The following is a 23,124-nucleotide window of genomic DNA, read 5'->3' as shown; positions in this document are numbered from 1 at the left end:
CGTTTTTGTTTGGTGCGGTGGTTTGAGCGGGCGCCGACGGTGTGGATACGCCGTAACGCGTGGGCATGCCCACCCTACGTTACACACCGGCCACGGGCTGAGGCATGACGTAGGGTGGGCATGCCTACGCGTTTGCACCGTCAATGTAGCCACGACCTTATTTCATCGCCGTCGGCTCCGCCTTGCGCACCGGCTCCTTCGGATGCTTCCTCAACCGGTGCACCCCACGATTCATCCAGTTCTTGAAATCGTCCACATACGTGAACACCGCAGGCACCACCAGCAAGCTCAACAAGGTCGAGGTAATCAAGCCCCCGATCACCGCAATCGCCATCGGCGACCGGAAACTCGGATCGCCCGACAGCCCCAGCGCCAGCGGCAGCATGCCCGCACCCATCGCGATGGTCGTCATGATGATCGGCCGGCTGCGCTTGTGGCAGGCGTCGACCAGCGCCTCGAAGCGGGCCATGCCGGCCTCGCGCGCCAGGATCGCGTAGTCGACCAGCAGGATCGAGTTCTTGGTCACGATCCCCATCAGCATGATCAGGCCGATCATGGTCGGCATCGACAGCGCGCTGCTGGTGATCAGGAGGGCGATGAAGGCGCCGCCGATCGACAGCGGCAGCGCGGCGAGAATCGTGATCGGCTGCATGAAGTCGTGGAACAGCAGCACCAGCACGCCGTAGATGCACAGTACGCCGATCGCCATCGCCACGCCGAAGCTGGCGAACAGCGCCTGCATTTCCTGGGCGTCGCCCAGTTCCGCGATCTGCACCGAGGCCGGCAGCTGCTGGAAGGCGGGCAGGGCGCGCGCTTCCTTGTTGACGTCGCCCAGCGAGCGCCCGCCCAGTTCCACGTCGAGCGTGACGTTGCGGCTGCGGTTGAGACGGTTGATCTCGGCCGGGCCGCTTTCCATCGTGATGTCGGCTACCGTCGAGAGCAGCACCGGCCCGTTCTTGCCCGGCACGGTCAGGCGGCCGATGGCGTCGAGGTCGGCGCGCACGGCGTCGGGCAGCTTCACCCGGATCGGCACCTGGCGTTCCGACAGATTCATCTTCGCCAGCGACTGCTCGTAGTCGCCGGCGGTGGCCACGCGCACCGTCTCGCCGATCGCGGCGGCCGTCACGCCCAGGTCCGCCGCGCGGGCGAAATCGGGGCGCACGATGATTTCGGGACGCACCAGCGAGGCGCTCGAGCTGACGTTGCCGATGCCCTGCAGGCCGCGCAGTTCGCGCTCGGCGCGGCGGGCGGCGACGGCCAGCGCCTGGGGGTCTTCGCTGCGCAAGACGAGCTGCAGCTTGCCGCCGGTGTCGGCCTGGCCGACGCTAAAACGCGCGCCCGGAATGCCGGACAACTGTGTCCGGATCTGGCGCTCCAGCTCGGACAGCGATTCGTCGCGGTCGCTGCGGTGCGAGGTCGTCACCGTCAGCACCGCGCGGCGCGCTTCGGCCGAGGCGCCGGGCGCAAAGGCGTCGCCGCTGGACCCGCCGCCGATCGAGCTGAACACGCTTTTCACGCCGGGCACGCGCATTGCCGCCAGGCGCGCCTGCTCGGCCACGGCGTGGGTCTGGTTCAGGGTGGAGCCGGGCGGCAGCTCGACGTTGACGATGGTCTGGCCGCGGTCGGCCGCCGGCACGAAGCCGGTCGGCAGCAGCGGCACCAGAGAAATCGAGGCGGCGAAGAACAGCATCGAGGCGATTGCCGTGATGCGGCGGTGGCGCAGGCACCACTGCATGGTCTTCATGTAGCGCCTCATCAGCGCGCCGTCTTCTTCGACGTGCGGCTTGGCGGGTTTCATGATGTAGGCCGCCATCATCGGCGTCAGCAGGCGCGCCACCACCAGCGAAGCGAGAATCGCCAGCACCGCCGTCCAGCCGAACTGTTTAAAAAAGCGCCCCGGAATGCCGCCCATGAAGGCGGTCGGCAGGAACACGGCGACCAGCGAGAAGGTCGTCGCGATCACGGCCATGCCGATTTCGTCGGCCGCTTCCAGCGCCGCCTGCATCGGCGTTTTCCCCATGTGCAGGTGGCGCGCGATGTTTTCGATCTCGACGATCGCGTCGTCGACCAGCACCCCGACCACCAGCGCCAGCGACAACAAGGTTACCATGTTCAGCGTGTAGCCGAACAGGTACTGGCCGAGGAAGGCCGGAATCACCGACAGCGGCAGCGCGGCGGCGGCGACGAAGGTGGCGCGCCAGTCGCGCAGGAACCACCACACCACCAGCACCGCCAGCACCGCGCCTTCGTACAGCATCTCCATCGAGGCGTCGAAGTTTTCCTGCACCGGCTCGGCGTTGTCGACCACTTCCTTGAGCACCACGTTCGGATGCGCCTTCTGCAGTTCGGCCACCGCGGCGCGCGCGCCTTCGGCGATCTCGGTCTCGCTGGCGCCGCGCGTGCGGAAGACTTCGAAGCCGACCACTTTTTTTCCATCCTGCTCGGCCAGCGAGCGCGGCTCGGACACCGTATCGATCACGGTCGCGACTTCGTCCAGGCGCACGCGGCGCCCGTCCGGCAGCGGAATGTCCATGCGCGCCAGTTCCTGCGCGCTGCCCACGGTGGCCAGCGTGCGCACCGACTGCTCGGCGCCGCTGACGTCGCCGCGCCCGCCCGGCGCTTCCCTCTGCACGTTGCGCAGCTGGCGCGACACGTCCAGCGCCGACACCCGCAGCGCGGCCATGCGCGCATCATTGAGTTCGACCCGCACTTCGCGGTCGACGCCGCCCACGCGCTTCACCGCGCCGAGGCCGGGCACGCTGAGCAGGCGCTTGGACACCGTGTTGTCGACGAACCAGGAAAGCTCCTGGTCGTCCAGGGCGTTGGTGTTTTTGGCGGAAGCGGTGAAGGTGAGGATCGAGCGGCCCGCGGTGGCCGCCTTGGTCACGCTCGGCTCGCGCATCTCGGGCGGCATGTCGGCGCGCACCTGCGAAACGGCGCCGCGCACGTCGTTTTCCGCGTCCGACAGGTTCTTCTCGAGGATGAATTCGACGGTGATCGTGGCCACGCCGTCGAGCACCTTCGTATAGATGTTTTTCACGCCCTGCAGCGTGGCGACCGAATCCTCGATCTTGCGCGCGACCTCGGTTTCCAGCTGGGCCGGCGCGGCGCCGTCGAGCGTGGCGGTGACGGTCACGATCGGCAGCTCGATATCGGGGAAGAACTGGACTTTATTGGCTTTGAAGGCGAGCAGACCGGCCAGCGTCAGCAGCGCGAACAGCAGGATCGCGGGAATCGGATTGCGGATCGAAAGGGCGGAAAAATTCATGGTCCCGTCCTCAGCGCGCCGCGACCTTGGCCGGCTGCGCCGGCACGTTCTTCACCAGATCGCCATCGTTGAGGAAGCCCGCGCCCTCGATCACGATCTGCGCGTCCGGCGCCAGGCCCGATACCACTTCGATGCGCTGGCCCAGGCGGCGTCCGGTGCCGATCTTGACCTGGCTGACGCGGCTGTCCGGGTTCAGGCGGAACACGTAGCTGAAACCGTCGCGCACGGCGATCGCCTGCTGCGGCACGGTCAGCGCGTTCGAGGCGCCGAGTTCGAATTCGCCGCCCGCGAACATGCCCGCCTTCAGGGGCGCGCTGCCCGACAGGTTCGGCGGCAGGTCGACGTAGACCAGCGTGGTGCGCGTTTGCGCATCGACCGTCGGCGCGACGGTGCGCACCTTGCCCAGCACCTCGCTGCCGTTCGCGCCTTTCACGCGCACGCGCGCGCCCGGCTTGACGCGGCCGATATCGGATGCCGGCAGTTCGGCGCGCCATTCCAGGCGGCCCTGGCGGATCAGGCGGAACAGCTCCGTGCCGACGCCGACCACGGCGCCGACGGTGGCGTTGCGCGCCGAGATGATGCCGCTGTCGGGCGCCAGCACCTGCGTGTACTTCAGGCGCAGCTGCTGCTGGGTGAGCGTGGCTTTCGAGGCCGCCACGCGCGCTTGTGCCGTGCGCGCCGCGGTGACGTACTGCGTCACCTGCTGCTCGCTCATCGCGCCGGAACTCTTGAGGGATTGGGCGCGCTTGGCGTTCGCGTCGGCTTCGGCCGCATTCGCCTGCGCTTCCTGCAGCGCCGCGCGCGCCTGCTCGACGTCGGCATTCACGGTATCGGCCGAGAACACGGCCAGCACTTCGCCCTTTTTCACCACGTCGCCCACGTTCACGCGTACTTCCAGCAGGCGCAAGCCGTTCGACTCGCTGCCGATCACCGCTTCCTGCCAGGCCGCGACGTTGCCGTTCGCGCTCAGCTTGAGCGGCAGGCTGGCCGTGCTTGGGCGCGCCGTGGTCACGGTCAGCGCCGGGGTGGCCGGCGCGTTCTTCTTGTCCTCGTCCTTGCCGCAGCCGGACAGGAGAGCGAGCAGCAGGAGGGCCGAGCAGGCGAGGGCAGATGGGCGTGGGGTCGGGGAGGGCATGTGCTGGGATTCCATTCCATTGTCTGGCAAGGCGGTTGCCTTGAGCGCAATGCAGGAGTTTATCAAAAGGCACAAAAAGTTGACGCGATTTCAAGCTCCGCCGTGCCGTCCCGCCCTCCTTCAGGCGCCGCGCAGCAGGAGCAGGGCCAGGAACAGCATCAGCGTACCGGTCAGGGCCTCGACCGCGCGCCAGACGGCGGGCCGCCCGAGCACCCCGGCGAAGCGCCGCGCACCGAGACCGAGGACGCTGAACCACAGCACCGAGGCCGTCATGGCGCCGGCCGCGAAGGCGCCGCGCTGCTCGCCGGCCAGGCTGCTGCCGACGGCGCCGAGCAGCACGACGGTGTCGAGCCAGACGTGCGGGTTCAGCAGAGACAATGCCAGCACGATGGCCAGCGCGCGCCGCAGGCTGATGGCGCTGTCCTGGCCGGACAGCGTCAGCGCCGTGCCGCCACGCAGGCTGCTTTTCCAGCAGCGCCAGCCATACCAGGCAAGGAAGGCCGCGCCGCCAAACCGGGCCAGCGCGAGCAGCACAGGGGAGGCCGCGATCAGTGCGCCCAGTCCCGCCATGCCCAGCCCGATCAGTGCGACGTCGATGGCGATGCAGGTGAGGACGGTGGCCAGCACGTGCTCGCCGCGCACGCCGGTGCGGATCACGTGGGCGTTCTGGGCGCCGATGGCCATGATCAGGCTGGCGCCCAGGCCCAGCCCTTGCAGGAAGATTTGTTGGGAAAACATGCGGACTCCATCACAGGGAAGCCGACATTTTCCCAAGCAGCACCTGCCGATTCAATTATATTTACGAGTATTAAAGCTCATTAAATTCTGCTTAATCATGCACATCGATCCGCGCCGCAGTATCGCCTTCACCACCGCCGTCGATACCGGCAGCCTGGAACTGGCCGCCAGCCGGCTGGGCCTCACGCCCTCGGCCGTCTCCCAGCGCATCTCGACGCTGGAACAGGAACTCGGCACCCCACTGCTGGTGCGCAGCCGACCCTGCCGGCCGACCATTCCCGGCATGCGCCTGCTGCAGTACCTGCGCCGCAGCGAGCTCCTCGAAGCCGAATTCCTGGCCGAGATGGGTATAGACAAGGGACCGGCGCGCGTCGCCCTCGCCGTCAACAACGATACGCTCGCCACCTGGCTGCTGCCGGCGCTCGGCCCCATCCTCGCCGCGGAAGACCTGCTGGTCGACTTCGTGCTCGACAACCAGGGCCATACCTTCGCCTTGCTGGAAGAGGGGCGTGTCGTGGCCTGCATCTCGGGCAAGGCCCAGCCGATGCACGGCTGCACCGCGACGCCGCTCGGCCTGATGCGCTACCGGATGGTGGCGGCCAGCGATTTCGCACGGCGCCGCTTCCCCGACGGCCTGACCCGCGACGCGGCCACGCAGGCGCCGGTCGTCGTCTTCGACCGCAAGGATTCGCTGCAGTCGGCTTTCCTGCTCGAGCACCTCGGCCTGCCGGAGGGCAGCTATCCCTGCCATTACGTGCCCGCCAGCGACCCCTACGTGCAGGCGATCCGGCTCGGCTTCGGCTACGGCATGCTGCCGCTCGAACAGTGCGCGCACATGCTGGAAGACGGCAGCATGGTCGACCTGGCGCCGCAGCTGCCGGTCGACGTGGCGCTCTACTGGCATGCCTGGCGCATCCAGCCGCAGCGCGTCGAACGCATGGGCGCCGCGCTCGTGAAGGCGGCGCGCGACGTGCTGCTGCCGCTGCCCTGAGCGCAGAAGACTACAATGGCCGTCTCGATCGAACAACGCGTGGAGGCCTCCATGAACATGCCGCTGCTGATCGCCGCCGTCTGCACCGGCTTGCCAGGGTGCGCTGCACAAGCGCCCGCAACAGCTGGCGCGACTGCCGCCCCATCCCCCCGCTGCGCCGCGCCGGCCGATACGGCACGCACCGCAAGCGCCTTGCCGGCCAGGGCCGCCGTTCACCCCGAGCCGGAACGCGGCAGCATCGCCGCCAGCGGACGCGTGCCGTCCCATACGGTGACGCCCTCCAGCCGTGCGATGGCAGCGGCGCTGGCGCGCGATCAAAAAACGACAGAGGTGGAAAAACACGGAGAAGGCGTTTGCCCGGCGGACGCGAAACCGGATGCACCGGAAAAGGGCGGGTGAGGAGTGGCGGAGGCCCGAGTGCTTCAACTTCATGCACCGCGCTACATTTCCGCACAGCGATGATGCAGTGCGTCATAAACTCAGGCATACAGGATAGGCCGTCAGAGCAGGCCTACGAAATCAGGGGGAGTAATCCCAGCTTTCCGGTAGTTTTACTGTATTGCGACGCACCATAAAGCGCGCTATAGTGGACCCGTCTCCTCCAGTTTTTCTCCGAAATTCTGGATTGCCGCCCGCTACCGCAAGGTACGCGGGCGTTTTTTTTGGTTCTGGACGCAAGCGCACTGTAGGGTGGGCGCCCTGTGCCCACGCGGTACAGGCGCATGATTCGCACCATCGCAGGTGAACGCAAATGCACGAACCGCGTGGGCACAGAGTGCCCACCCTACGATCGCTCAGGCACCCTCACCCTGGAACGCCCCTGCGCGCCAGGTCAGTACCAGGGTATCGCGGTAACCATGCTCACCCAGAGGCTGAATCGGCGTCGACTCATGAATCACCGCAGCATCGTCCAGCAGCAGCAGCGTCCACGGCTCGAGCATGGTAAAACGCTGGCCACGCGGACCGTGGGCGTCGAACACGCGCGTCTCGCCGCCCTTGATGCCGGTGCGGCCGATCAAAATCACGGCAACGAAATCGACGCCGTCGCGGTGCGCGCCTTCCGGCGTCGGGCGGCCGATGCCGTCGGCGGTATCGATGCGGAACTGGTGCGCTTCCACATACCAGGGTTTGGCAGGCTTGGCCTGCGAGCAGACCGCGCCGAGCGAACGCACCAGCTGTTGCCAGGCCGGCTGGGCGACGGTGGCCGGGTCGATCGGCGCGAACAGGCGATGCATGCCGCCGTGCAGGGCGTTGTACTCGACCGGCTGCCAGTGCGCGCGGTGCGGCGTCAGGTTCAGGCTCTTGCCGTCGTCGATGAAGCAGGAGTGACGGCGGCGCCGGTAGCGGCCGCCGTCCTTCAGATAGTTATCCAGTTCCAGGTGGTCCCAGCTCGGCACGAGGGCGTCGAGGTCGGCCAGCGTGCAGCCGGCCAGACGCGCGACGTCCTGTGGGCGCAGCAGTGCATAGCCATTGCCGAGCAGGGCTTCGGCAAGGCGGGACGGATCGGTATAGGGCAGTTCGTTCGGTGTCATGCCCGCTAGCGTAGCAGTTTTCACAGGGGGCGGTGAAAACCGGCCGCGATGATCACCAGGTCTTGGTGAGCGTCAAACGGAACGAGCGCGGCTCGATCGGGTGGAAGTGGATATCGTCGCGCGGCGACAACTCGCCGGCCAGCTGCGAGGCATAGTAGTAGTCGATGGCCGAATCGCGCCGGTTGGTCAGATTAAACCCTTCGAGTTCCAGCTGCAGGTTCTTGCCCACCTTGTAGCCGATCCGTCCGTTGAGCGTGGCGCTGCCCTGCGAACGCACGCTGTTGTCCTCGATGAGCGGACGCGGACCGAAGTAGCGCAGGCGCAGTGCGCCCGACCACGGACCGACTTTATCGACGCTGAGCGCCAGCTGGCCTACGCCCTCGACGGCGCCCGGAATCCGGTCGCCGTTACGCGAGCGCGCCCGCGCATAAGCCGCATCGAAGTCCACCGCCAGCCATTTCAGGGGGCGCCAATAATTCGAGAACTCGATGCCGGTACGGCGGCTGGCATCGCCCGCTTCGGTCATGCCGGCGTCGCCGATATAGGTCAGCTCGGAGTCGAAGTCGAGGCGGTACAGGGAGATCGCCGTCTGCATCTTCGGAATCGCTTCCGTGCGCATGCCCAGTTCCATGCCGCGCGAGCGCACCAGGCCCGGCGCGCGTTCGAGCGGATCGAGCGTCTTCGGATCGATCGCCGCGACCGTGCCGCGCGCGTCGTTGCTGTGGAAGCCGTGGCCGTAGTTCAGGTAGAACTCGGTCGAGGCGAGCGGCGCGACGATCAGGCTGAACGAGGGGCTTACTTGCGTGTCGCTGGCGCGGCCGGAATTGGCGGCCAGGTCGCTCTTCACGTCGAAGCGGTAGCGGTTCGCACGCACGCCGGCCAGCGTGCGCACGACCTCGTTCCAGCGCGTCGCGCTTTCGATGAAGACGCCGCCGCTGGTCTCGACGACGTGGTCTTCGCGCGTGGTGCGGATGCGTTCGCGCGCGCGCGTGTCGTACAGGCCGTTGAAGATGTTGTCGTTCTGGAGACGGGCGCCGACCGTCAGGTCCGAGGCCATGGTCTCGCCGCGGTGCACGTGCAGCGTGTGCGTCGCATCCAGGCCGCTGGTAACGCGCCGGTCCGGCTGGGCGAACTGGTCGCCATTGACCGGGTCATTCATGAAGTAGGTGAAGTTCGAATACAGGTCGAGCTGGTTACGGATCACGTAGGCGCTGACTTTCGATGCGGACTCCTGCCCGGTCTGGCGCCAGATCCCCGACAGGCTGTAGCGGCGCGCATTGCCGCCATCGCTGTCGTCGATCGCATCGAAACGGCCCAGCGTGCCGTCTTCCACCGCGCGCAGCGGGATCTGGTCGGTCGCGTTCCACTTGCCGCGGTAAGCCATGGCGGTGACACTCCAGCCGTTGTTGGCGTAGCCACGGCTGTAGCGCAGCATGCCGTTGCGCTTGCGGTAGTCGTCGGGCCGGGTCCAGGGTCCTTCGTTGTCCAGCGCTTCCAGCGCGTAGAGCAGGGTACCGCCCAGCAGCTCGGGCGAGCCGGCGATCATGGCGCGCTTGAAACCGTCCTGGCCCAGCGTGATGCTGGCGATGTCCTTCGCCAGCCGGTTGGCGTAGCTGATCTCGGCGCTGCCGGCCGAGGCGAAGTCGCTGTCGCGTGCGGAATACGGGCCCTTGCGGTAGTCGAGGCGGCCGACCAGTTCCGGGATCAGGAAGTTGACGTCGGTCCAGCCCTGGCCGTGCGCATGGCTGCGCTGGTTGACGGGCATGCCGTCGACCCAGGTGGCGAGGTCGGTGCCGTGGTCGAGATTGAAACCGCGCAGGTAGAACTGGTTGGCTTTGCCTTCTCCGCTGTGCTGGCTGGCGATCAGGCCTGGCATCGCTTCCAGCATTTCGCCGGGACGGTAGGCGGGACGCGCCGCCAGCTCCTTCTGGCCGACGCTGCCGGCGTTGGCCGAATCGGCGATGCCGAGCTGGGACAGGCGCGAGCCTTCGACCAGCACGCGCTGGAGCACGAGGTCGTCGGCGAGAACGGGGGAGGCGGCAAACAGCGCGGCCAGCGCGCACGGGATGGGGCGGATCGAAAACATTGATGACTCAGCGCGCAGGCTGTTCCAGGTTGTTGCGGTCGAAGGTCAGCGTGCGCACGGCATTGCCTTCATTGAGATTGACGGTATTGACCTGCTCGGCAATGAAGTCTATCAAGACCGTGTCATGGATGGCGCCCGCCTTCCACAGCGGGGTCTGTTCGATCTCCTGGAACACGGTGACCTTCTCGGCGTCGGCCGTCATGCCGACCCAGCGCAGCTTCAGTTTGACCTTGTCCTGGCCGGCGATCCAGAATCGGTTCTCGACGTATTTGCGCAGCGCATCCTGGTCTTCCTCGTCGTTCAGGTCGAACTGGCGCCCGTACAAATTGGCCAGCAAGGCCTCGATGTCGTGCGCCATGTAGGTGTGGACGATCTCGGTATTGCCGGTGCGGGCATTGAAGGAGACGTCGGTCATCCCCGCGTGGAAGCGGTGCGCAGATACCGCCGCGCTGGCCAGCAGCAGGACGGCCGCGAACGCGGTTTTCAAACGCAGCATCATTTCGCTTCCTTGATTGCCGCGTCAGGCTTCTTCAGTGGCGCATTGAAGTCCTTCATCATGTCGTTCTGCGGACGCTGGGTCTTGAACAGCTCCAGGCGCGACGGCGTCAGCTTGCGCGGCCAGGCGTTGTTGTCGACGTTGATGTCGGCCGTCTCCCAGAACGGATCCTGGGTCAGGCCCGTCATCGGCTCGTCGGTGACGATCAGCTTCGTGATCTTCTTCGGCGAATAGCGCCAGACTTCGGCCGGGATGCGCTCGACATACTTCTTGCCGCTGGCGAGCTGGATCTCCAGCACCAGTGGGGTGACGAGGCCGCCGACGTTGCTGAAGTCCACCAGGTACAGGTGCTTGCCGGAAGAGAGCAGGGCCTTTTCCCAGTCTTCCAGCTTGTCCTGGCTTTCCTGGTACTTGTTGCGGTCCGCATTCGTTACGGTGAAGTCATCGTGCTCGTTGTAGAAGTCTTTCAGTTCAGGATGCGCGTCGACGCGGCGCGGCGTGCCCTTGTTGCGCTGCTCGGTGAGCGACATCGGCTCCGCGTCGCGCAGTTTGCGACGCCATGACTTTTCGATTTCCGGATCCTGGGTGCTGACCGTGTACTCGCTGATGCCGTCCACGCTGACGTCCACGGCGTCGGTCGTGTAGAACCAGCCGCGCCAGAACCAGTCGAGGTCCGTGCCGGAAGCGTCTTCCATCGTGCGGAACAGGTCCGCCGGGGTCGGGCGCTTGAACTTCCAGCGGCGGCCGTATTCCTTGAAGGCAAAGTCGAACAGTTCGCGTCCGAGCACCGTCTCGCGCAGGATGTTCAGGGCGGTGGCCGGCTTGCCGTAGGCGTTCGGGCCGCGCTGCAGGACCGACTCCGAATTGGTCATGATCGGGGTCTGGTTTTTACTCCGCATATAGTCGGTGATGTCGCGCGCTTCGCCGCGGCGCGACGGGTAGTTTTCTTCCCAGGCTTCCTCGGCCAGGAACTGCAGGAAGGAGTTCAGGCCCTCGTCCATCCAGGTCCACTGGCGCTCGTCCGAGTTGACGATCATCGGGTAATAGTTGTGGCCGACCTCGTGGATGATCACGCTGATCAGGCCATACTTGGTCGCCTTCGAATAAGTCAGCTCGCCGGTTTTCTTGTCCTTGGTCGGCCGGCCGCCGTTGAACGAGATCATCGGGTATTCCATGCCGCCCACTGGGCCGTTCACGGAAATCGCGGTCGGGTACGGGTAATCGAAGGAGTACTTGCTGTACTGCTCGATGGTGTGGATCACGGCCTGGGTCGAATACTTCTCCCACAGCGGGTTGCCTTCCTTCGGATAGTAGGACATCGCCATGACCTTGTTGGCGCCGCTCTGGATGCCCTGCGCATCCCAGATGAACTTGCGGCTCGAGGCGAAGGCGAAATCGCGCACGTTCTTCGCCTTGTAGCGCCAGGTCTTCGTGCTGGTCGCGCGGTCCTTCTCGTTGGCCTCGGCCTCGGCCTGGGTGACGATCACGACCGGCTTGCCGGCGGTGCGGGCCCGCGCCAGGCGCTCGCGCTGGGCGGCGCTCAGGACTTCGTTCGGATTCTGCAGTTCGCCGGTGGAGGCGACGATGTGGTCGGCCGGGACCGTGAGCTCGACGTCGTAGTCGCCGAACTCCAGCGTGAATTCGCCGTCGCCCACGTACTGCTTGTTTTGCCAGCCCTTGATGTCGTAGTAGGCCGCCATGCGCGGGAACCACTGGGCCACTTCGAAGATGTCGTTCTTGTCCTCTTTATCGAAGCGCTCGTAGCCGGTGCGGCGGCCGACGATGTTCGCTTCCGGGACGTTGAAGCGCCACTCGAGCGCGAACGAGAAGCGCGCGCCCGGCTTCAGAGGCTGCGGCAGGTCGATGCGCATCATCGTCTTGTTGACGACGGTGTGCAGCGCGCCGCCACCAAGCGCTTTCACGTTCGCCACCTGGATGCCGCCGTCGAAGGCGCGGCTGTCGAAGTTGGCGCGCAGCGCGTCGAACTTCACGCCTTCGGGGCCGGTCTTCTGCCAGGCTTCGCGCGAGGGCAGGGTCGAGATGTTGCGGTTGTCCGAATCGGGGCGGAACATGTTCTGGTCCAGCTGCACCCACAGGTAATGCAGGGTGTCGGGCGAATTGTTGTAATAGGTGATGGTGCCCGCGCCCGTGATGGCGCGTTTGGTTTCGTCGAGCCGCGCGCGCAGCTTGTAGTCGGCGCGCTGCTGCCAGTAGGCGTGGCCCGGGGCGCCGGAGGCGCTGCGGGTCGTGGACGGCGTCGGCAGCAGCTCGTCGAGCTGGCGGAACTTGTCGTCGAATGGGTCGGCGGCGTGGGCGCCGGTGGACAGGGCCAGGGTCAGCGCACAAAGGCGGGCGAGCTGCTTCATCATCATGTTTGTGTTACCTGTTCTGAAAAAAACGAAACCGGCAGCCACGCTTTTGGCGCAGCTACCGGCTGTAACGTAGGGTGGGCATTCCATGCCCACGCGGTATCACAGCTCGAACAGCCGTACCGCGTGGGCACAGAGTGCCCACCCTACAAAAGCATTACTGCACCTTCGGCACCGTATCCTTTTCCTGCTTGGTGCCTTCAGCCGCCTTCTCTTCCTTGGTCTTCAACTTGGCATTGAAGTCCTTCATCATGTCATTGCCCTGACCACGTTCGGACTTGAACAGCTCCAGGCGCGACGGAGTCGCCTTGCGCGGCCAGGCGTTGTTGCTCTGGTCGATGTCGGCGGTTTCCCAGAACGGATCCTGGGTCAGGCCGGTCATCGGCTCGTCGGTGACGATCAGCTTCGTGATCTTCTTCGGCGAGTAGCGCCACACTTCGGCCGGAATGCGCTCGATGTACTTCTTGCCGCTGGCGAGCTGGATCTCCAGCACGAGCGGCGTCACCAGGCCGCCGACGTTGGTGAAGTCCACCAGGTACAGGTGCTTGCCCGACGCGAGCAGGGCCTTTTCCCAGTCTTCCAGCTTTTCCTGCGACTCGTTGAACTTGTTGCGGTCGGCATTCGTGACGGTGAAGTCGTCGTGCTCGTTGTAGAAGTCCTTCAGTTCAGGATGCGCGTCGACGCGGCGCGGCATGCCCTTGTTGCGCTGGTCGGTCAGCGACATCGGCTCGGCGTCCTTGAGCTTCTTGCGCCATGCCTTTTCGATTTCCGGATTCTGGGTGCTGACGGTGTACTCGCTGATGCCGTCGATGCTCACGTCCACCGGGTCGGTGGTGTAGAACCAGCCGCGCCAGAACCAGTCGAGGTCCGTTCCCGAGGCGTCTTCCATGGTGCGGAAGAAGTCGGCCGGGGTCGGGCGCTTGAACTTCCAGCGCTGTGCGTATTCGCGGAAAGCGAAGTCGAACAGTTCGCGGCCCAGCACCGTCTCGCGCAGCACGGTCAGCGCGGCGGCCGGCTTGGCGTAGGCGTTGTTGCCGAACTGGAGGAGCGACTCCGAGTTGGTCATGATCGGCACCTGGTTACGGCTCTTCATGTAGTCGGTGATCAGGCGCGGTTCGCCGCGCATTTCCGGCCACTGCTCTTCCCAGGCTTCCTGGGCCAGGGTCTGCACGAAGGAGTTCAGGCCCTCGTCCATCCAGGTCCACTGGCGCTCGTCGGAGTTGACGATCATCGGGAAGTAGTTGTGGCCGACTTCGTGGATGATCACGCCGATCAGGCCATACTTGGTGCGCTTGCCGTAGGTGAGTTCGCCGGTCTTCTTGTCCTTGGTCGGACGCGGGCCGTTGAACGAGATCATCGGGTATTCCATGCCGCCCACCGGACCGTTCACCGAAATCGCGGTCGGGTACGGGTAGTCGAAGGAATACTTGTTGTACTGTTCGATGGTGTGGACGACGGCTTGGGTCGAGTACTTCTCCCACAGCGGATTGCCTTCCTTCGGATAGTAGGACATGGCCATCACGTCGGTGTCGCCGCTCTTGATGCCTTGCGCGTCCCAGATGAACTTGCGGCTCGAGGCGAACGCGAAATCGCGCACGTTCTTCGCCTTGAAGTGCCAGGTTTTATTCGTGGTGGCGCGGGTCTTCTCGGCCGCTTCGGCCTCGGCCTGGGTGACGATGATCACCGGCTTGTTCGACTTCTTCGCGCGCTCCAGGCGCTCGCGCTGGGCCGAGCTCAGGACCGAGCCGGGATTTTGCAGCACGCCGGTCGAGGCGACGATGTGGTCGGACGGGACCGTGATCTCGACGTCGTAGTCGCCGAACTCCAGCGTGAATTCGCCGGCGCCCAGGAACTGCTTGTGCTGCCAGCCGTAGACGTCGTAATAGGCCGCCATGCGCGGGAACCACTGGGCGATCTCGAACAGGTCGTTCTTGTCGTCGAACTTCTCGAAGCCCGAGCGGCCGCCGAGCACCTTCTGCTCGTTGATCTTGTAGTTCCACTCGACGTCGAAGGAGAAGCGCTGGCCCGGTTTCAGGGGCTGCGGCAGGTCGATGCGCATCATCGTGCGGTTGATGACGTAGGCCAGCTTGCGGCTGCCCGACTTCACATTGGTGATGTTGAAGCCGCCGTCGAAGCTCAGACCTTCGAAGGTCGTGCGCAGGGCGTCGAACTTCATGCCTTCTTCCGGGCTGCGCGGCTTGGCCCAGGCCTCGCGCGAAACCGAGGTGGCCGACATGCGCGCGTCCGAGTTCGGCTTGTAGATGTTCTGGTCGAGCTGCACCCACAGGTAATTGAGGGTGTCCGGGGAATTGTTATGGTAGGTGATCGTTTCGGCGCCGCGGATCGAACGGTTCGCTTCGTCGAGCGTGGCGCGGATCGTGTAGTCCGCGCGCTGCTGCCAGTAGGCGTGGCCGGGTGCACCGGAAGCGGTGCGGATGGTGGACGCCGTCGGCAGCAGCTCGTCGAGCTGGCGGAACTTGTCGTCGAATGGCTCGGCCGCGAAAGCGGACACGCTGAGGCACAGCGCGGCCAAGGCGATTGGCAAACGGATCATGTTTCCCCTGTTTTTATATGGAATTAGGAAAAAGTATTCTAAGCGTATCTTTCCAGCAATCCGATGCCGAATTGTAAAAATCCTGATACATGATGCATATGCCACACGGATGGGCCGGCTGGCAGGGGCGCCAGGAGCTCAGGCCAGCAGTTTCAGGTCGAGCGCGCGCTCGGCCAGCCACACCATGGCCAGCAGCGCGATCAGGGCCGAGCCGCCGCCCAGCACCACGCGCCGGTAGAACGCGCCGCGCCGCAGCAGGTAGGCCAGCGGCAGGAAGGCGGCGACGATCGCCAGCTGGCCCAGTTCGACGCCGACGTTGAAGCCGACCAGCGACAGCACCAAGGCGCCTTGCGGCAGCCCGAGGTCGGCCAGCACGCTGGCGAAGCCGAAGCCGTGGATCAGGCCGAAGCCGAAGGCGACCAGCGCGCGCCAGCGGTGCGCCAGCGGCCACAGGTTGTTCAGGGCCGCCAGCATCACCGAGGCCGCGATCGCCGATTCGACCAGGCGCGAGGGCAGGCTCAGGGCGCCCAGCGCGGCCAAACTCAGTGTCAGCGAGTGCGCCAGCGTAAAGGCGGTGACGATCTTCAGCACGTCGACGATGGAGGCGCGCAGCGTCTCGCGTTCGCGCCAGTGGCCGCCGTCGCGCACCAGCACCGCCGGCAGCAGCAGCGACACCAGGAACAGGATGTGGTCGAAGCCGATCCAGATGTGCCAGACGCCGTGGCGCACGTAGTCGGCGAACTGGCGCCAGCGCGAGGGCGCGGCCAGCTGCAGCATCTGGCTGGACGCGTCGGGCGCGAAGATGGCCGTGCTGGTCGCGGCGCCGTGGGTCAGGCGCAGCAGGCCCTTGTGCTGCGGGTCGATGTCGAACAGCAGGCCGTAATCGACGCCCAGCGCCGCGACCGGCTTCGCACACGCGCCTTGCAGGCGCAGCACCGCATAGGCGCCGTCGGTATGGGTGTCGACCAGGTGCCCGGTCACGCGCAGCGGGCAGGCCGCGCCCTCGCTGGACAAATGCAGGCGCGCCAGGGCGTAGGCGGCGATCGCCTCGTGGCGTGTCCGCACTTCGTCCCAGGTAATCGCCGCGTCGCCGTCGGCGTCGAGCCCGACGGCCATCTCGAGGTCGCGCAGGGCGATGTCCCACTGGCCCTCGATGCGTTCGCCCTGCACGGCAAGGCTGAGGTAACTGTCGCTGGCCTTGTGCGCCTGCGCGGGCAGGGCGCAGCCGAGGAACAGTATCGCCAGCAGGAGACAGCGCGCGATCATGCTGCGCTCCCGAAGCGGGCCACGATTGCGGCAAGGCTTGCGTCTTCGATGCGGCTCTTCTTCAGCCAGGCGCGCACCAGCGCCTGCGCCTCGGCGTCGCCGCCGGCCAGGGCCGCCTGCGCGAGGATGCGCAGGTCGGCCGGTTCCTTCTGCACTGCCCAATTCAGCTTGGCCAGGCGCACGGCCGCGGCGGCGTCGCCGCGCACGGCCAGTTCGAAGCGCGCCTGTTCGCGCTGGTGCACGTTGTCGCGCCGAAGCATGGCGGCATCGAAGCGCGCCGCCAGTTCGGCCGTCGCGCGGGCGGCGTCGGGCCGGCCCGCCGTCTTCAGGGCGATGGCCTGGCGCAGCAGCAGCGCGTCGGCCTGGGTCTTGTCTTTCAGGAGCGTGATGACCTCGGGCGCGCGGCCGCGCTCGAGCAGGAAGTCGGCATAGGCGGCCAGCAGGTAGCTGTCCTGCGGGTCGAGGGCGAGCGCTGCGCGGAAGTGGGCTTCGGTCGCATCCGGCCGGCCCAGGCGCGCGGCCATTTCTCCGAGCAGGGTCGCCACCCACGCGCGCAGCGGCGCCGGGCTGCCGGCACGGGAGTCAAACGTTTGGAGCAGGCGTTCGTAGCTGGCCGCGGCCTGGCCGCTGACGCTGCCCACGCTGGCCAGGCAGGCCTGCACCACCAGTTCGGGCGCACGCGAATACAGGCGCATGCAGCTGGCGCGCGCGCCTGCCGCGTCGCCCGTCACCAGCTGCACCGTGGCGCGCGTCAGCCAGGCCTGGGCGTTGCCGCTATCGCGTTTCAGGACGGTGTCGAGGTCGGCCAGGGCCGGGCCGAACTGGTGGGTGCTCTGGCGCAGCGTCGCGCGCAGCACCAGCACGGAAGAGGGCGGCTCCGGCTGCCTCCACCAGGGCGCCAGCGCCGCCTCGGCATAGCCCAGATAGCGCGGGTCTCCGTCGCGCCGGCTTTGTTCGATGTAGCGCTGGGCCAGCGCCGTTGCCAGGTCCAGGTTGCGGGGATTGGCGGCGAGGGCCGTGCGCAGGCCTTGCAGCTGGCGCCGCGCGGGATCGAGGCCGCCGGGCAGGCGTTCGAGTACCTGCGCGCCGCTGGCGGGAATATAAGGCGCCGCGCCGGCGGCCGTCACGGCAGCGGCGCAGGCGAGTGAAACGATGATCTTGCCGAGCATGCGTACTCCAGAAAACGCGCGGGACGGCTGGCCGCCCCGCACGCAAAACGCCGGATCAGCCGACCGGTTTCGGCTCGGTGTCCTCGGGCTTGGTCTCGGTCACGCCGTCGATGGATGCCGGTTCCTCGTTATCGATCAGCGTGCCGACACGTGCCATCACGTAGTCGAAGAACGAGTCGTTCGCAGCCACCGGCGGCTTGTCGGTGCCGGACTGGCCGTCCTTGCCGTCGTGGTGGTGACTGCCGCCGCAGGCGCTCAGTGCCAGGGCCGTGCCCAGGGCCGCGGCCAGGCGCAGGTAAGGAGAGGTAGACATGGCATCTCTCCTTACTGGTTGCCCGGCAGCGGCGTGTTCAGGTAGGGGAAGGCCGCCTTGAAGCTGTTCGCATCCTTGCGCACGCCGTCGGTCAGCGACAGGCCGCCGGCCGGGGCATCGGCCGGCTTGCAGCCGACGCCGAGCGCATCGTTGGCTCCGGTCAGCACGCACAGCGCGCCCATCGCGACACGCAGCTCGACGTCGACGATGTCGTCCGCCGGGCGGCGCCCGTTCGGGAAACCGGCATTGTCGCCCGCGGCGACGCCGAGCGGATTCTGCGACGCCTGGGCGGTCGGTTCGATGCTGGTATTCAGGCGCAGCATCTCGGAGGCGACCACGTTCTTCGGCTGGTTCACGCCGGGGATCCCCTTCAGGAAGGCGGTCACCAGGTCGGTACGCGGGAAGTTGGTCGGCGCCTTGGCCGATGGGAACAGGGTCTCGACCACGGCCGGCAGCACCGGATTGGTGACGTAGTTGGCCCACTGGGCGTCGTCCTTCGGCTTGGAGGTGTTGAAGCGGTCCTTGTCGTCCATGCCGATGATGACTTCGTTCACGAGCGGCATGCCCAGGCGCGACACCTGGGTCCAGGCGCCGCCTTCCTTGACGGCGGTGTTGATGCCTGAGGCCGGGTTCGGATTGACCAGGCGCGCCTGGCGCACGCTGGCCGTGGCATAGGCGCCGATCACCGGATCGGCGCTGGTCGCCAGGCAGCCCACCGGCAGTTCGAGCGCGATCGTGCTGACGTTCTTGTTCTCCAGGTCGTTCTTGTTGCCGGCCGCTTCAGGTCCGAGCGGGTTCAGGTTGAACAGGTCGAAGATCTTGCCGACCGCGATATAGAAGGGCTCCTTGCGCTGGCCGACGAACACGCGGCCGGTGCCGCAGCCGGGCACGTTGATGTCGTAGATGTGCTGGTTGGCGTAGGTCTCGTAGCCGCCCGTGCCGCCGAAGACCTTGTCGCCGATGTTGTCGACCGGCTTGTCGAATTCGGTGGCGCCGCTTGTGCCGGCCAGGCGGGTGCGGGTGCCGCTGCGGCGGTCGCCCTTGACCATGTCGATGGTGTAGGTCTCGCGCACGTTCAGGGAGGCCGGGTTGACGCCGCTGATGGTCGACGAATTGATCAGGGGGATCAGAACCTGCTTGCCGCCGATGTTGAGGGCGGTGCGCTTGGACGTGTTCTTGAAGCGCACCTGAAAGGTAATGTCTTCCTTGGCGTCGCCATTGTTGTCAACGTGGATTTCGTAGAGGGCGTTCTGGTCGAACTGGTAGAAGTTCGGGCCGCCTTGCGGATCCTGGAAGGGAATGAAATTCGCGATCATCGTCACGAAGCCGCTGCGCCCCGGCGCGTAGCTGCGGAACATGTAGAAGTCGGTGCCGTCGACTTTTGGTGAATTCGTCAAAAACGGCGCTTCGCGGTGACTCGAAGCAATTGCTGGACCGGACAGCGCAGCGAGCGCCGTTCCCGTCAAAATGGCTGCCGTCCATAGGGATTTCTTGTGCACTTGTCGCATCTCGCTCTCCGATAAATTGTATTGTTTAAGTTTCGCTTAAGTTCGCGATTTGAGGATATTGAGTATGTTGCAGTCGTGGCGCGCGATTGAATGCTTGCGTTCGGCGCTGGCTGTAAGGGCATATACGTGAACCGGGGCTTATCGGATTCAATATTTTTTATGGCAAGCGTGCGCGGCTGTAAATATGGTATTTTGCTTCGCGTTAATACCTCGGCCACGGCCATGAATCCATGCAAGGATCTGCATTGAGTACTCCGCCGACACAGGCCGATCCGGCGCAATTGCGCGCCTGGCTGCATGGCGCTGCGCGGCGCGACCGCCTGGCTTTCCGCGCGCTCTACGAGGCCAGCGCGCCGCGGCTGTACGGCCTGGCGCTGCGCATCCTCGGCCGGCGCGAGCTGGCGGAAGAGGTGCTGCAGGAGAGCTTCGTCGCGATCTGGCATCACGCGGTCGACTACGAGAGCGCGCTGTCGGCGCCGATGACCTGGATGACGGCGATCGTGCGCAACCGCGCCTTCGACGTCCTGCGGCACAGACGCAGCACGGGCGAGGACGATGCGCTCGACAGCGCCGCGCTGGCTTCGCTGGCCGACCTGGCGGCGACGCCGGCCGAGCGCCTGCAGACGAGCAGCGAGGCGCAGGCGCTGGCCGATTGCATGGCGGCGCTCGAAGCACGGCACCGCGAAGTGATCGGCATGGCCTTTTTCCACGACCTCTCGTACAGCGACGTCGCCAATAAATTGACCCTGCCGCTCGGCACTGTGAAAACCTGGATCCGGCGCAGCCTGGCGCGCCTGCATGACTGTCTCAGCGCACGAGGCGCCGCATGAACCTGCGCGGCAACGAAGCCCTGCGCGAGCGGCTCGCGTCCGAATACGTGCTGGGCACGCTGCGCGGCGGCGCGCGGCGCCGTTTCGAGCGCCTGATGCAGGACGATGCCGCCCTGCGCCGCACCACCCGCGAATGGAGCGAGCGCCTCGGCGCCATGGCCGAATTCGCGCCGCCGGTGGCGCCCGACCGGCGCGTCTGGCGCGCGATCGAAGCGCGCCTGCACTGGCAGGCAGCGCCGCGCTGGCAGTTCTGGCGCCACGGTTCGCTGGCGCTGTGGCGTACCCTCGGGCTGGCCTCGTCCGCGCTGGCCGCGCTGCTGCTGGCGACGGTGCTGCTCGATCGTCCCGACACGGCGCGCATGAGCGACATCGCCAGCCTGCTCGATGCGCAGCAGCGTCCCGCCCTGGTCGTGACGGCCGACCGCACGCGCGGGCTGATGACGGTGAAGGTGGTGGCGGATGTGCCGCTGACGGCGCAGCAGGTCTTGCAGTTGTGGGCGGTGCCGCGCGCGGGCAAGCCGCGTTCGCTGGGCGTGCTCGGAGCGAAGCGCGAACTGACCCTGCCGCTGCCCGCAAATGCGATCGGCGCCGACGTCGCAGTGCTCGCGGTCAGCCTCGAGCCGAAGGGCGGTTCGGCCAACCCGGACGGGCCGAGCGGGCCGATTCTCTACAAGGGCGGCTGGGTCAGGCTGATGTAGGGACCGCAGGCGCCTGCCGCACATGGCGTCACGGCTGGTTGCCCGGCAGCGGCGTGTTCAGGTAGGGGAAGGCCGCCTTGTAGCTGCCGGCGTTCAGGCGCACGCCATCGGTCAGGGGCAGGGCGCCGGCCGGAGCATCGCCTGGCCCGCAGCCGACGCCGAGCGCGTCGCCGCTGCCGCTGAGTGCGCACAGCGCGCCCATCGCCACGCGCAGTTCGATGTCGACGACGTCGTCGCCCGGGCGGCGTCCGTTCGGAAAGCCGGCGTTGTCGCCGCCGGCCACGCCGAGCGGATTCTGCGCTGCCTGGGCGGTCGGCGCGATGCCGGTATTCAGGCGCATCATTTCGGAGGCGACGACATTCCTGGGCTGGTTCACGCCCGGCAAACCCTTCAGGAACACGGTGACCAGGTCGGTGCGCGGAAAATTGGTCGGCGCCCTGGCTGCCGGGAACAGGCTCTCGACCACCGCCGGCAGCACCGGATTGGTGACGTAGGTGGCGAACTGGGCATCGTCCCTCGGCCTGGAGGCGTTGAAGCGGTCCTTGTCGTCCAGCCCGATGATGACTTCGTTCACCAGCGGCATGCCCAGGCGCGATACCTGCACCCAGGGACCGGCTTCACGGGAGAGGTTGTTGATGCCCGAAGCCGGACTGCGGTCTAGCAGGCGTCCCTGACGCACGCTGGCCGTCGCGTAGGCGCCGATCACCGGTTCGCCCGGGGCGGCGAGGCAGCCGATCGGCATTTCCAGTGCGATGCTGCTGACGTTCTTGTCGTCGAGGTCGTTCTCGTTGCCGCCGGCCTCGGGGCCGAGCGGATTCAGGTTGAACAGGTCGAAGATCTTGCCGACCGCGATGTAGAACGATTCGCGGCGCTGGCCGACGAACACGCGGCCGGTGCCGCAGCCCGGCACGGCGACATCGTAGATGTGCTGGTTGGCATAGGCTTCGTAGCCGCCGGGGCCGCCAAACACCTTGTCGCCGATGTTGTCGACCGGCTTGTCGAATTCGGTGGCGCCGTTGGCCGCGGCCAGCCGCGTGCGCGTGAGGCCCTGGCGGCTGCTGCGCACCATGTCGATGGTGTAGGTCTCGCGCACGTTCAGCGCGGCCGGATTGACGCCGCTGATTGTCGAGGAGTTGATCAGGGGGATCAGGACCTGCTGGCCGCCGATGTTCAGCGCGGTGCGTTTCGAGGTGTTCTTGAAGCGCAGCTGGAAGCTGATGTCTTCCCTGGCGTCGCCGTTGTTGTCGACGCGGATCTGGTAGAGCGCGTTCTGGTCGAACTGGAAGAAGTTCGGGCCGCCATAGGCGTCCTGGAAGGGGATGAAGTTCGCGATCATCGTCACATAGCCGGCGCGTCCCGGCGCATAGCTGCGGAACAGGTAGAAGTCGGTACCGTCGACCTTCGGTGCGGTGGTCAGGAAGGGTGCTTCACGGTGGCTCGAGGCGCCGGCCGGCACGGACAGCGCAAGCAGCGCGCTTCCCGTCAACAGGGCAGCTGCCCACAAGGAATACTTCTGCATTGGTCTCATCTCGTTCTCCGGTAAACAGGCTCGTTTGATGATTGCTTGCGCCCCGCCCGGCGAACGGTTTTCGCGTGACGGGTCTATGACTATATACGCGGCCCGGGGCGGGTCGGATGCACACCTTTGGCTTGCAAGGTGCGGCTATGACAGTCGTCGTTTTCGTCGCGATGTCACAACGGGCTATTACTAAAAGAAAGTGAATATCAACAATGTTAATTCTCGACACATTGCCGTATTCCTGTACGATGGGAGGATGGTTAAAAAAGCGCTGATCGTCGATGACTTGCCCCTGGACGTCGCCCTGACCCGGCGCGTCTTGCAGGGCTGCGCCGTGGAGCACGATGTCGTCGTGGTTTCGGACGGAGAAGAAGCGCTGCGCGAGCTGCACCGTGCGCACGACTTCGACCTGGTCCTGCTCGACCTGAAGCTGCCGAAGGTGGACGGCTTCGAAGTGCTGAAAGAAATCTCCTCCAAACCCTTCCTGTCCGATGTTCCCGTCATCGTGCTCTCGAGTTCGCGCGATGAGGTGGACCGCGTGCGTACGCGCATGCTGGGGGCGGGCGACTTCGTCGAGAAGGCGATCGATTACGGGGTGTTCAAGGCGGACCTGACGCGGGCGCTGGCGCAGTGCGGGTTTGCGTGAGTCAGT

At 66.2% G+C, this 23,124-nt stretch carries 18 protein-coding genes; 5 read left to right on the top strand and 13 right to left on the bottom strand.

Annotation, left to right across the window (positions count from 1 at the left end; genetic code table 11):
- Positions 1 to 157 precede the first annotated feature (157 nt).
- The 3 genes from ACFPQ5_RS17580 to ACFPQ5_RS17570 form a co-directional block, all read right to left on the bottom strand.
- On the bottom strand, positions 158 to 3,268 hold the full coding sequence (locus tag ACFPQ5_RS17580; RefSeq protein WP_379758564.1) for an efflux RND transporter permease subunit: 3,111 nt from the start codon (positions 3,266 to 3,268) through the stop codon (positions 158 to 160).
- Positions 3,269 to 3,278: 10 nt separating this feature from the next.
- The gene (locus tag ACFPQ5_RS17575; protein WP_379758561.1) at positions 3,279 to 4,403 is read right to left on the bottom strand and encodes an efflux RND transporter periplasmic adaptor subunit; all 1,125 of its coding nucleotides are present in this window, start codon (positions 4,401 to 4,403) and stop codon (positions 3,279 to 3,281) included.
- Positions 4,404 to 4,523: 120 nt separating this feature from the next.
- A complete protein-coding gene (locus ACFPQ5_RS17570) occupies positions 4,524 to 5,141 on the bottom strand; it encodes a LysE/ArgO family amino acid transporter (protein ID WP_379758558.1) in 618 nt (205 codons plus the stop codon).
- Positions 5,142 to 5,238: 97 nt separating this feature from the next.
- Between ACFPQ5_RS17570 and ACFPQ5_RS17565 the strand changes: the two genes are divergently transcribed.
- A complete protein-coding gene (locus tag ACFPQ5_RS17565) occupies positions 5,239 to 6,132 on the top strand; it encodes a LysR family transcriptional regulator ArgP (protein ID WP_379758555.1) in 894 nt (297 codons plus the stop codon).
- Between the two features lie 15 nt (positions 6,133 to 6,147).
- Entirely contained in the window at positions 6,148 to 6,531 is a 384-nt protein-coding gene (locus tag ACFPQ5_RS17560; RefSeq protein WP_379758552.1) for a hypothetical protein, read from the top strand.
- A 395-nt stretch (positions 6,532 to 6,926) separates the two neighbouring features.
- Here the strand turns inward: ACFPQ5_RS17560 and ACFPQ5_RS17555 are convergent, their stop codons facing one another.
- From ACFPQ5_RS17555 to ACFPQ5_RS17515, 9 genes are all read right to left on the bottom strand, one after another.
- A complete protein-coding gene (locus ACFPQ5_RS17555; protein WP_379758549.1) occupies positions 6,927 to 7,664 on the bottom strand; it encodes a 2OG-Fe dioxygenase family protein in 738 nt (245 codons plus the stop codon).
- A 52-nt stretch (positions 7,665 to 7,716) separates the two neighbouring features.
- Positions 7,717 to 9,750 carry a TonB-dependent receptor gene (locus ACFPQ5_RS17550; RefSeq protein WP_379758546.1) on the bottom strand — a complete coding sequence of 678 codons (2,034 nt, stop codon included), beginning with the start codon at positions 9,748 to 9,750 and terminating at the stop codon, positions 7,717 to 7,719.
- 7 nt (positions 9,751 to 9,757) lie between these two features.
- A complete protein-coding gene (locus tag ACFPQ5_RS17545) occupies positions 9,758 to 10,249 on the bottom strand; it encodes a DUF6702 family protein (RefSeq protein WP_379758543.1) in 492 nt (163 codons plus the stop codon).
- On the bottom strand, positions 10,246 to 12,618 hold the full coding sequence (locus tag ACFPQ5_RS17540) for a M1 family metallopeptidase (RefSeq protein WP_379758540.1): 2,373 nt from the start codon (positions 12,616 to 12,618) through the stop codon (positions 10,246 to 10,248). Before ACFPQ5_RS17540 ends, ACFPQ5_RS17545 begins: the two co-directional genes overlap by 4 nt.
- Positions 12,619 to 12,772: 154 nt before the next feature.
- The gene (locus tag ACFPQ5_RS17535; protein WP_379758537.1) at positions 12,773 to 15,169 is read right to left on the bottom strand and encodes a M1 family metallopeptidase; all 2,397 of its coding nucleotides are present in this window, start codon (positions 15,167 to 15,169) and stop codon (positions 12,773 to 12,775) included.
- A gap of 138 nt (positions 15,170 to 15,307) precedes the next feature.
- Complete coding sequence (locus tag ACFPQ5_RS17530) at positions 15,308 to 16,435, bottom strand: HupE/UreJ family protein (protein WP_379758534.1); 1,128 nt, start codon at positions 16,433 to 16,435, stop codon at positions 15,308 to 15,310.
- Positions 16,432 to 17,604: a tetratricopeptide repeat protein gene (locus ACFPQ5_RS17525; protein WP_379758531.1), complete on the bottom strand. Its 1,173-nt coding sequence runs from the start codon at positions 17,602 to 17,604 to the stop codon at positions 16,432 to 16,434. Before ACFPQ5_RS17525 ends, ACFPQ5_RS17530 begins: the two co-directional genes overlap by 4 nt.
- A gap of 55 nt (positions 17,605 to 17,659) precedes the next feature.
- Complete coding sequence (locus ACFPQ5_RS17520; RefSeq protein ID WP_379758528.1) at positions 17,660 to 17,917, bottom strand: hypothetical protein; 258 nt, start codon at positions 17,915 to 17,917, stop codon at positions 17,660 to 17,662.
- 11 nt (positions 17,918 to 17,928) lie between these two features.
- On the bottom strand, positions 17,929 to 19,425 hold the full coding sequence (locus tag ACFPQ5_RS17515) for a DUF4331 domain-containing protein (RefSeq protein WP_379758525.1): 1,497 nt from the start codon (positions 19,423 to 19,425) through the stop codon (positions 17,929 to 17,931).
- Between the two features lie 245 nt (positions 19,426 to 19,670).
- On the opposite strand from ACFPQ5_RS17515, the gene ACFPQ5_RS17510 reads away from it, so the two are divergent.
- Positions 19,671 to 20,255 (top strand): sigma-70 family RNA polymerase sigma factor, encoded by a 585-nt coding sequence (locus ACFPQ5_RS17510; protein WP_379758522.1) that lies wholly within the window; start codon positions 19,671 to 19,673, stop codon positions 20,253 to 20,255.
- The gene (locus ACFPQ5_RS17505) at positions 20,252 to 20,953 is read left to right on the top strand and encodes an anti-sigma factor (protein WP_379758519.1); all 702 of its coding nucleotides are present in this window, start codon (positions 20,252 to 20,254) and stop codon (positions 20,951 to 20,953) included. Before ACFPQ5_RS17510 ends, ACFPQ5_RS17505 begins: the two co-directional genes overlap by 4 nt.
- Positions 20,954 to 20,981: 28 nt before the next feature.
- On the opposite strand, the gene ACFPQ5_RS17500 is transcribed toward ACFPQ5_RS17505, so the two are convergent.
- The gene (locus tag ACFPQ5_RS17500; RefSeq protein WP_379758516.1) at positions 20,982 to 22,481 is read right to left on the bottom strand and encodes a DUF4331 domain-containing protein; all 1,500 of its coding nucleotides are present in this window, start codon (positions 22,479 to 22,481) and stop codon (positions 20,982 to 20,984) included.
- Between the two features lie 247 nt (positions 22,482 to 22,728).
- Here ACFPQ5_RS17500 and ACFPQ5_RS17495 point away from each other — a divergent pair, with 247 nt between their 5' ends.
- Positions 22,729 to 23,118 carry a response regulator gene (locus tag ACFPQ5_RS17495; RefSeq protein ID WP_379758513.1) on the top strand — a complete coding sequence of 130 codons (390 nt, stop codon included), beginning with the start codon at positions 22,729 to 22,731 and terminating at the stop codon, positions 23,116 to 23,118.
- The last annotated feature ends 6 nt before the right edge of the window (positions 23,119 to 23,124 follow it).

The sequence above is a fragment of the Massilia suwonensis genome, assembly GCF_042655665.1.
In the GTDB taxonomy this organism is placed as follows: Bacteria; Pseudomonadota; Gammaproteobacteria; order Burkholderiales; family Burkholderiaceae_D; genus Telluria; species Telluria suwonensis.
This window is presented reverse-complemented; position numbering and strand designations above follow the sequence as displayed.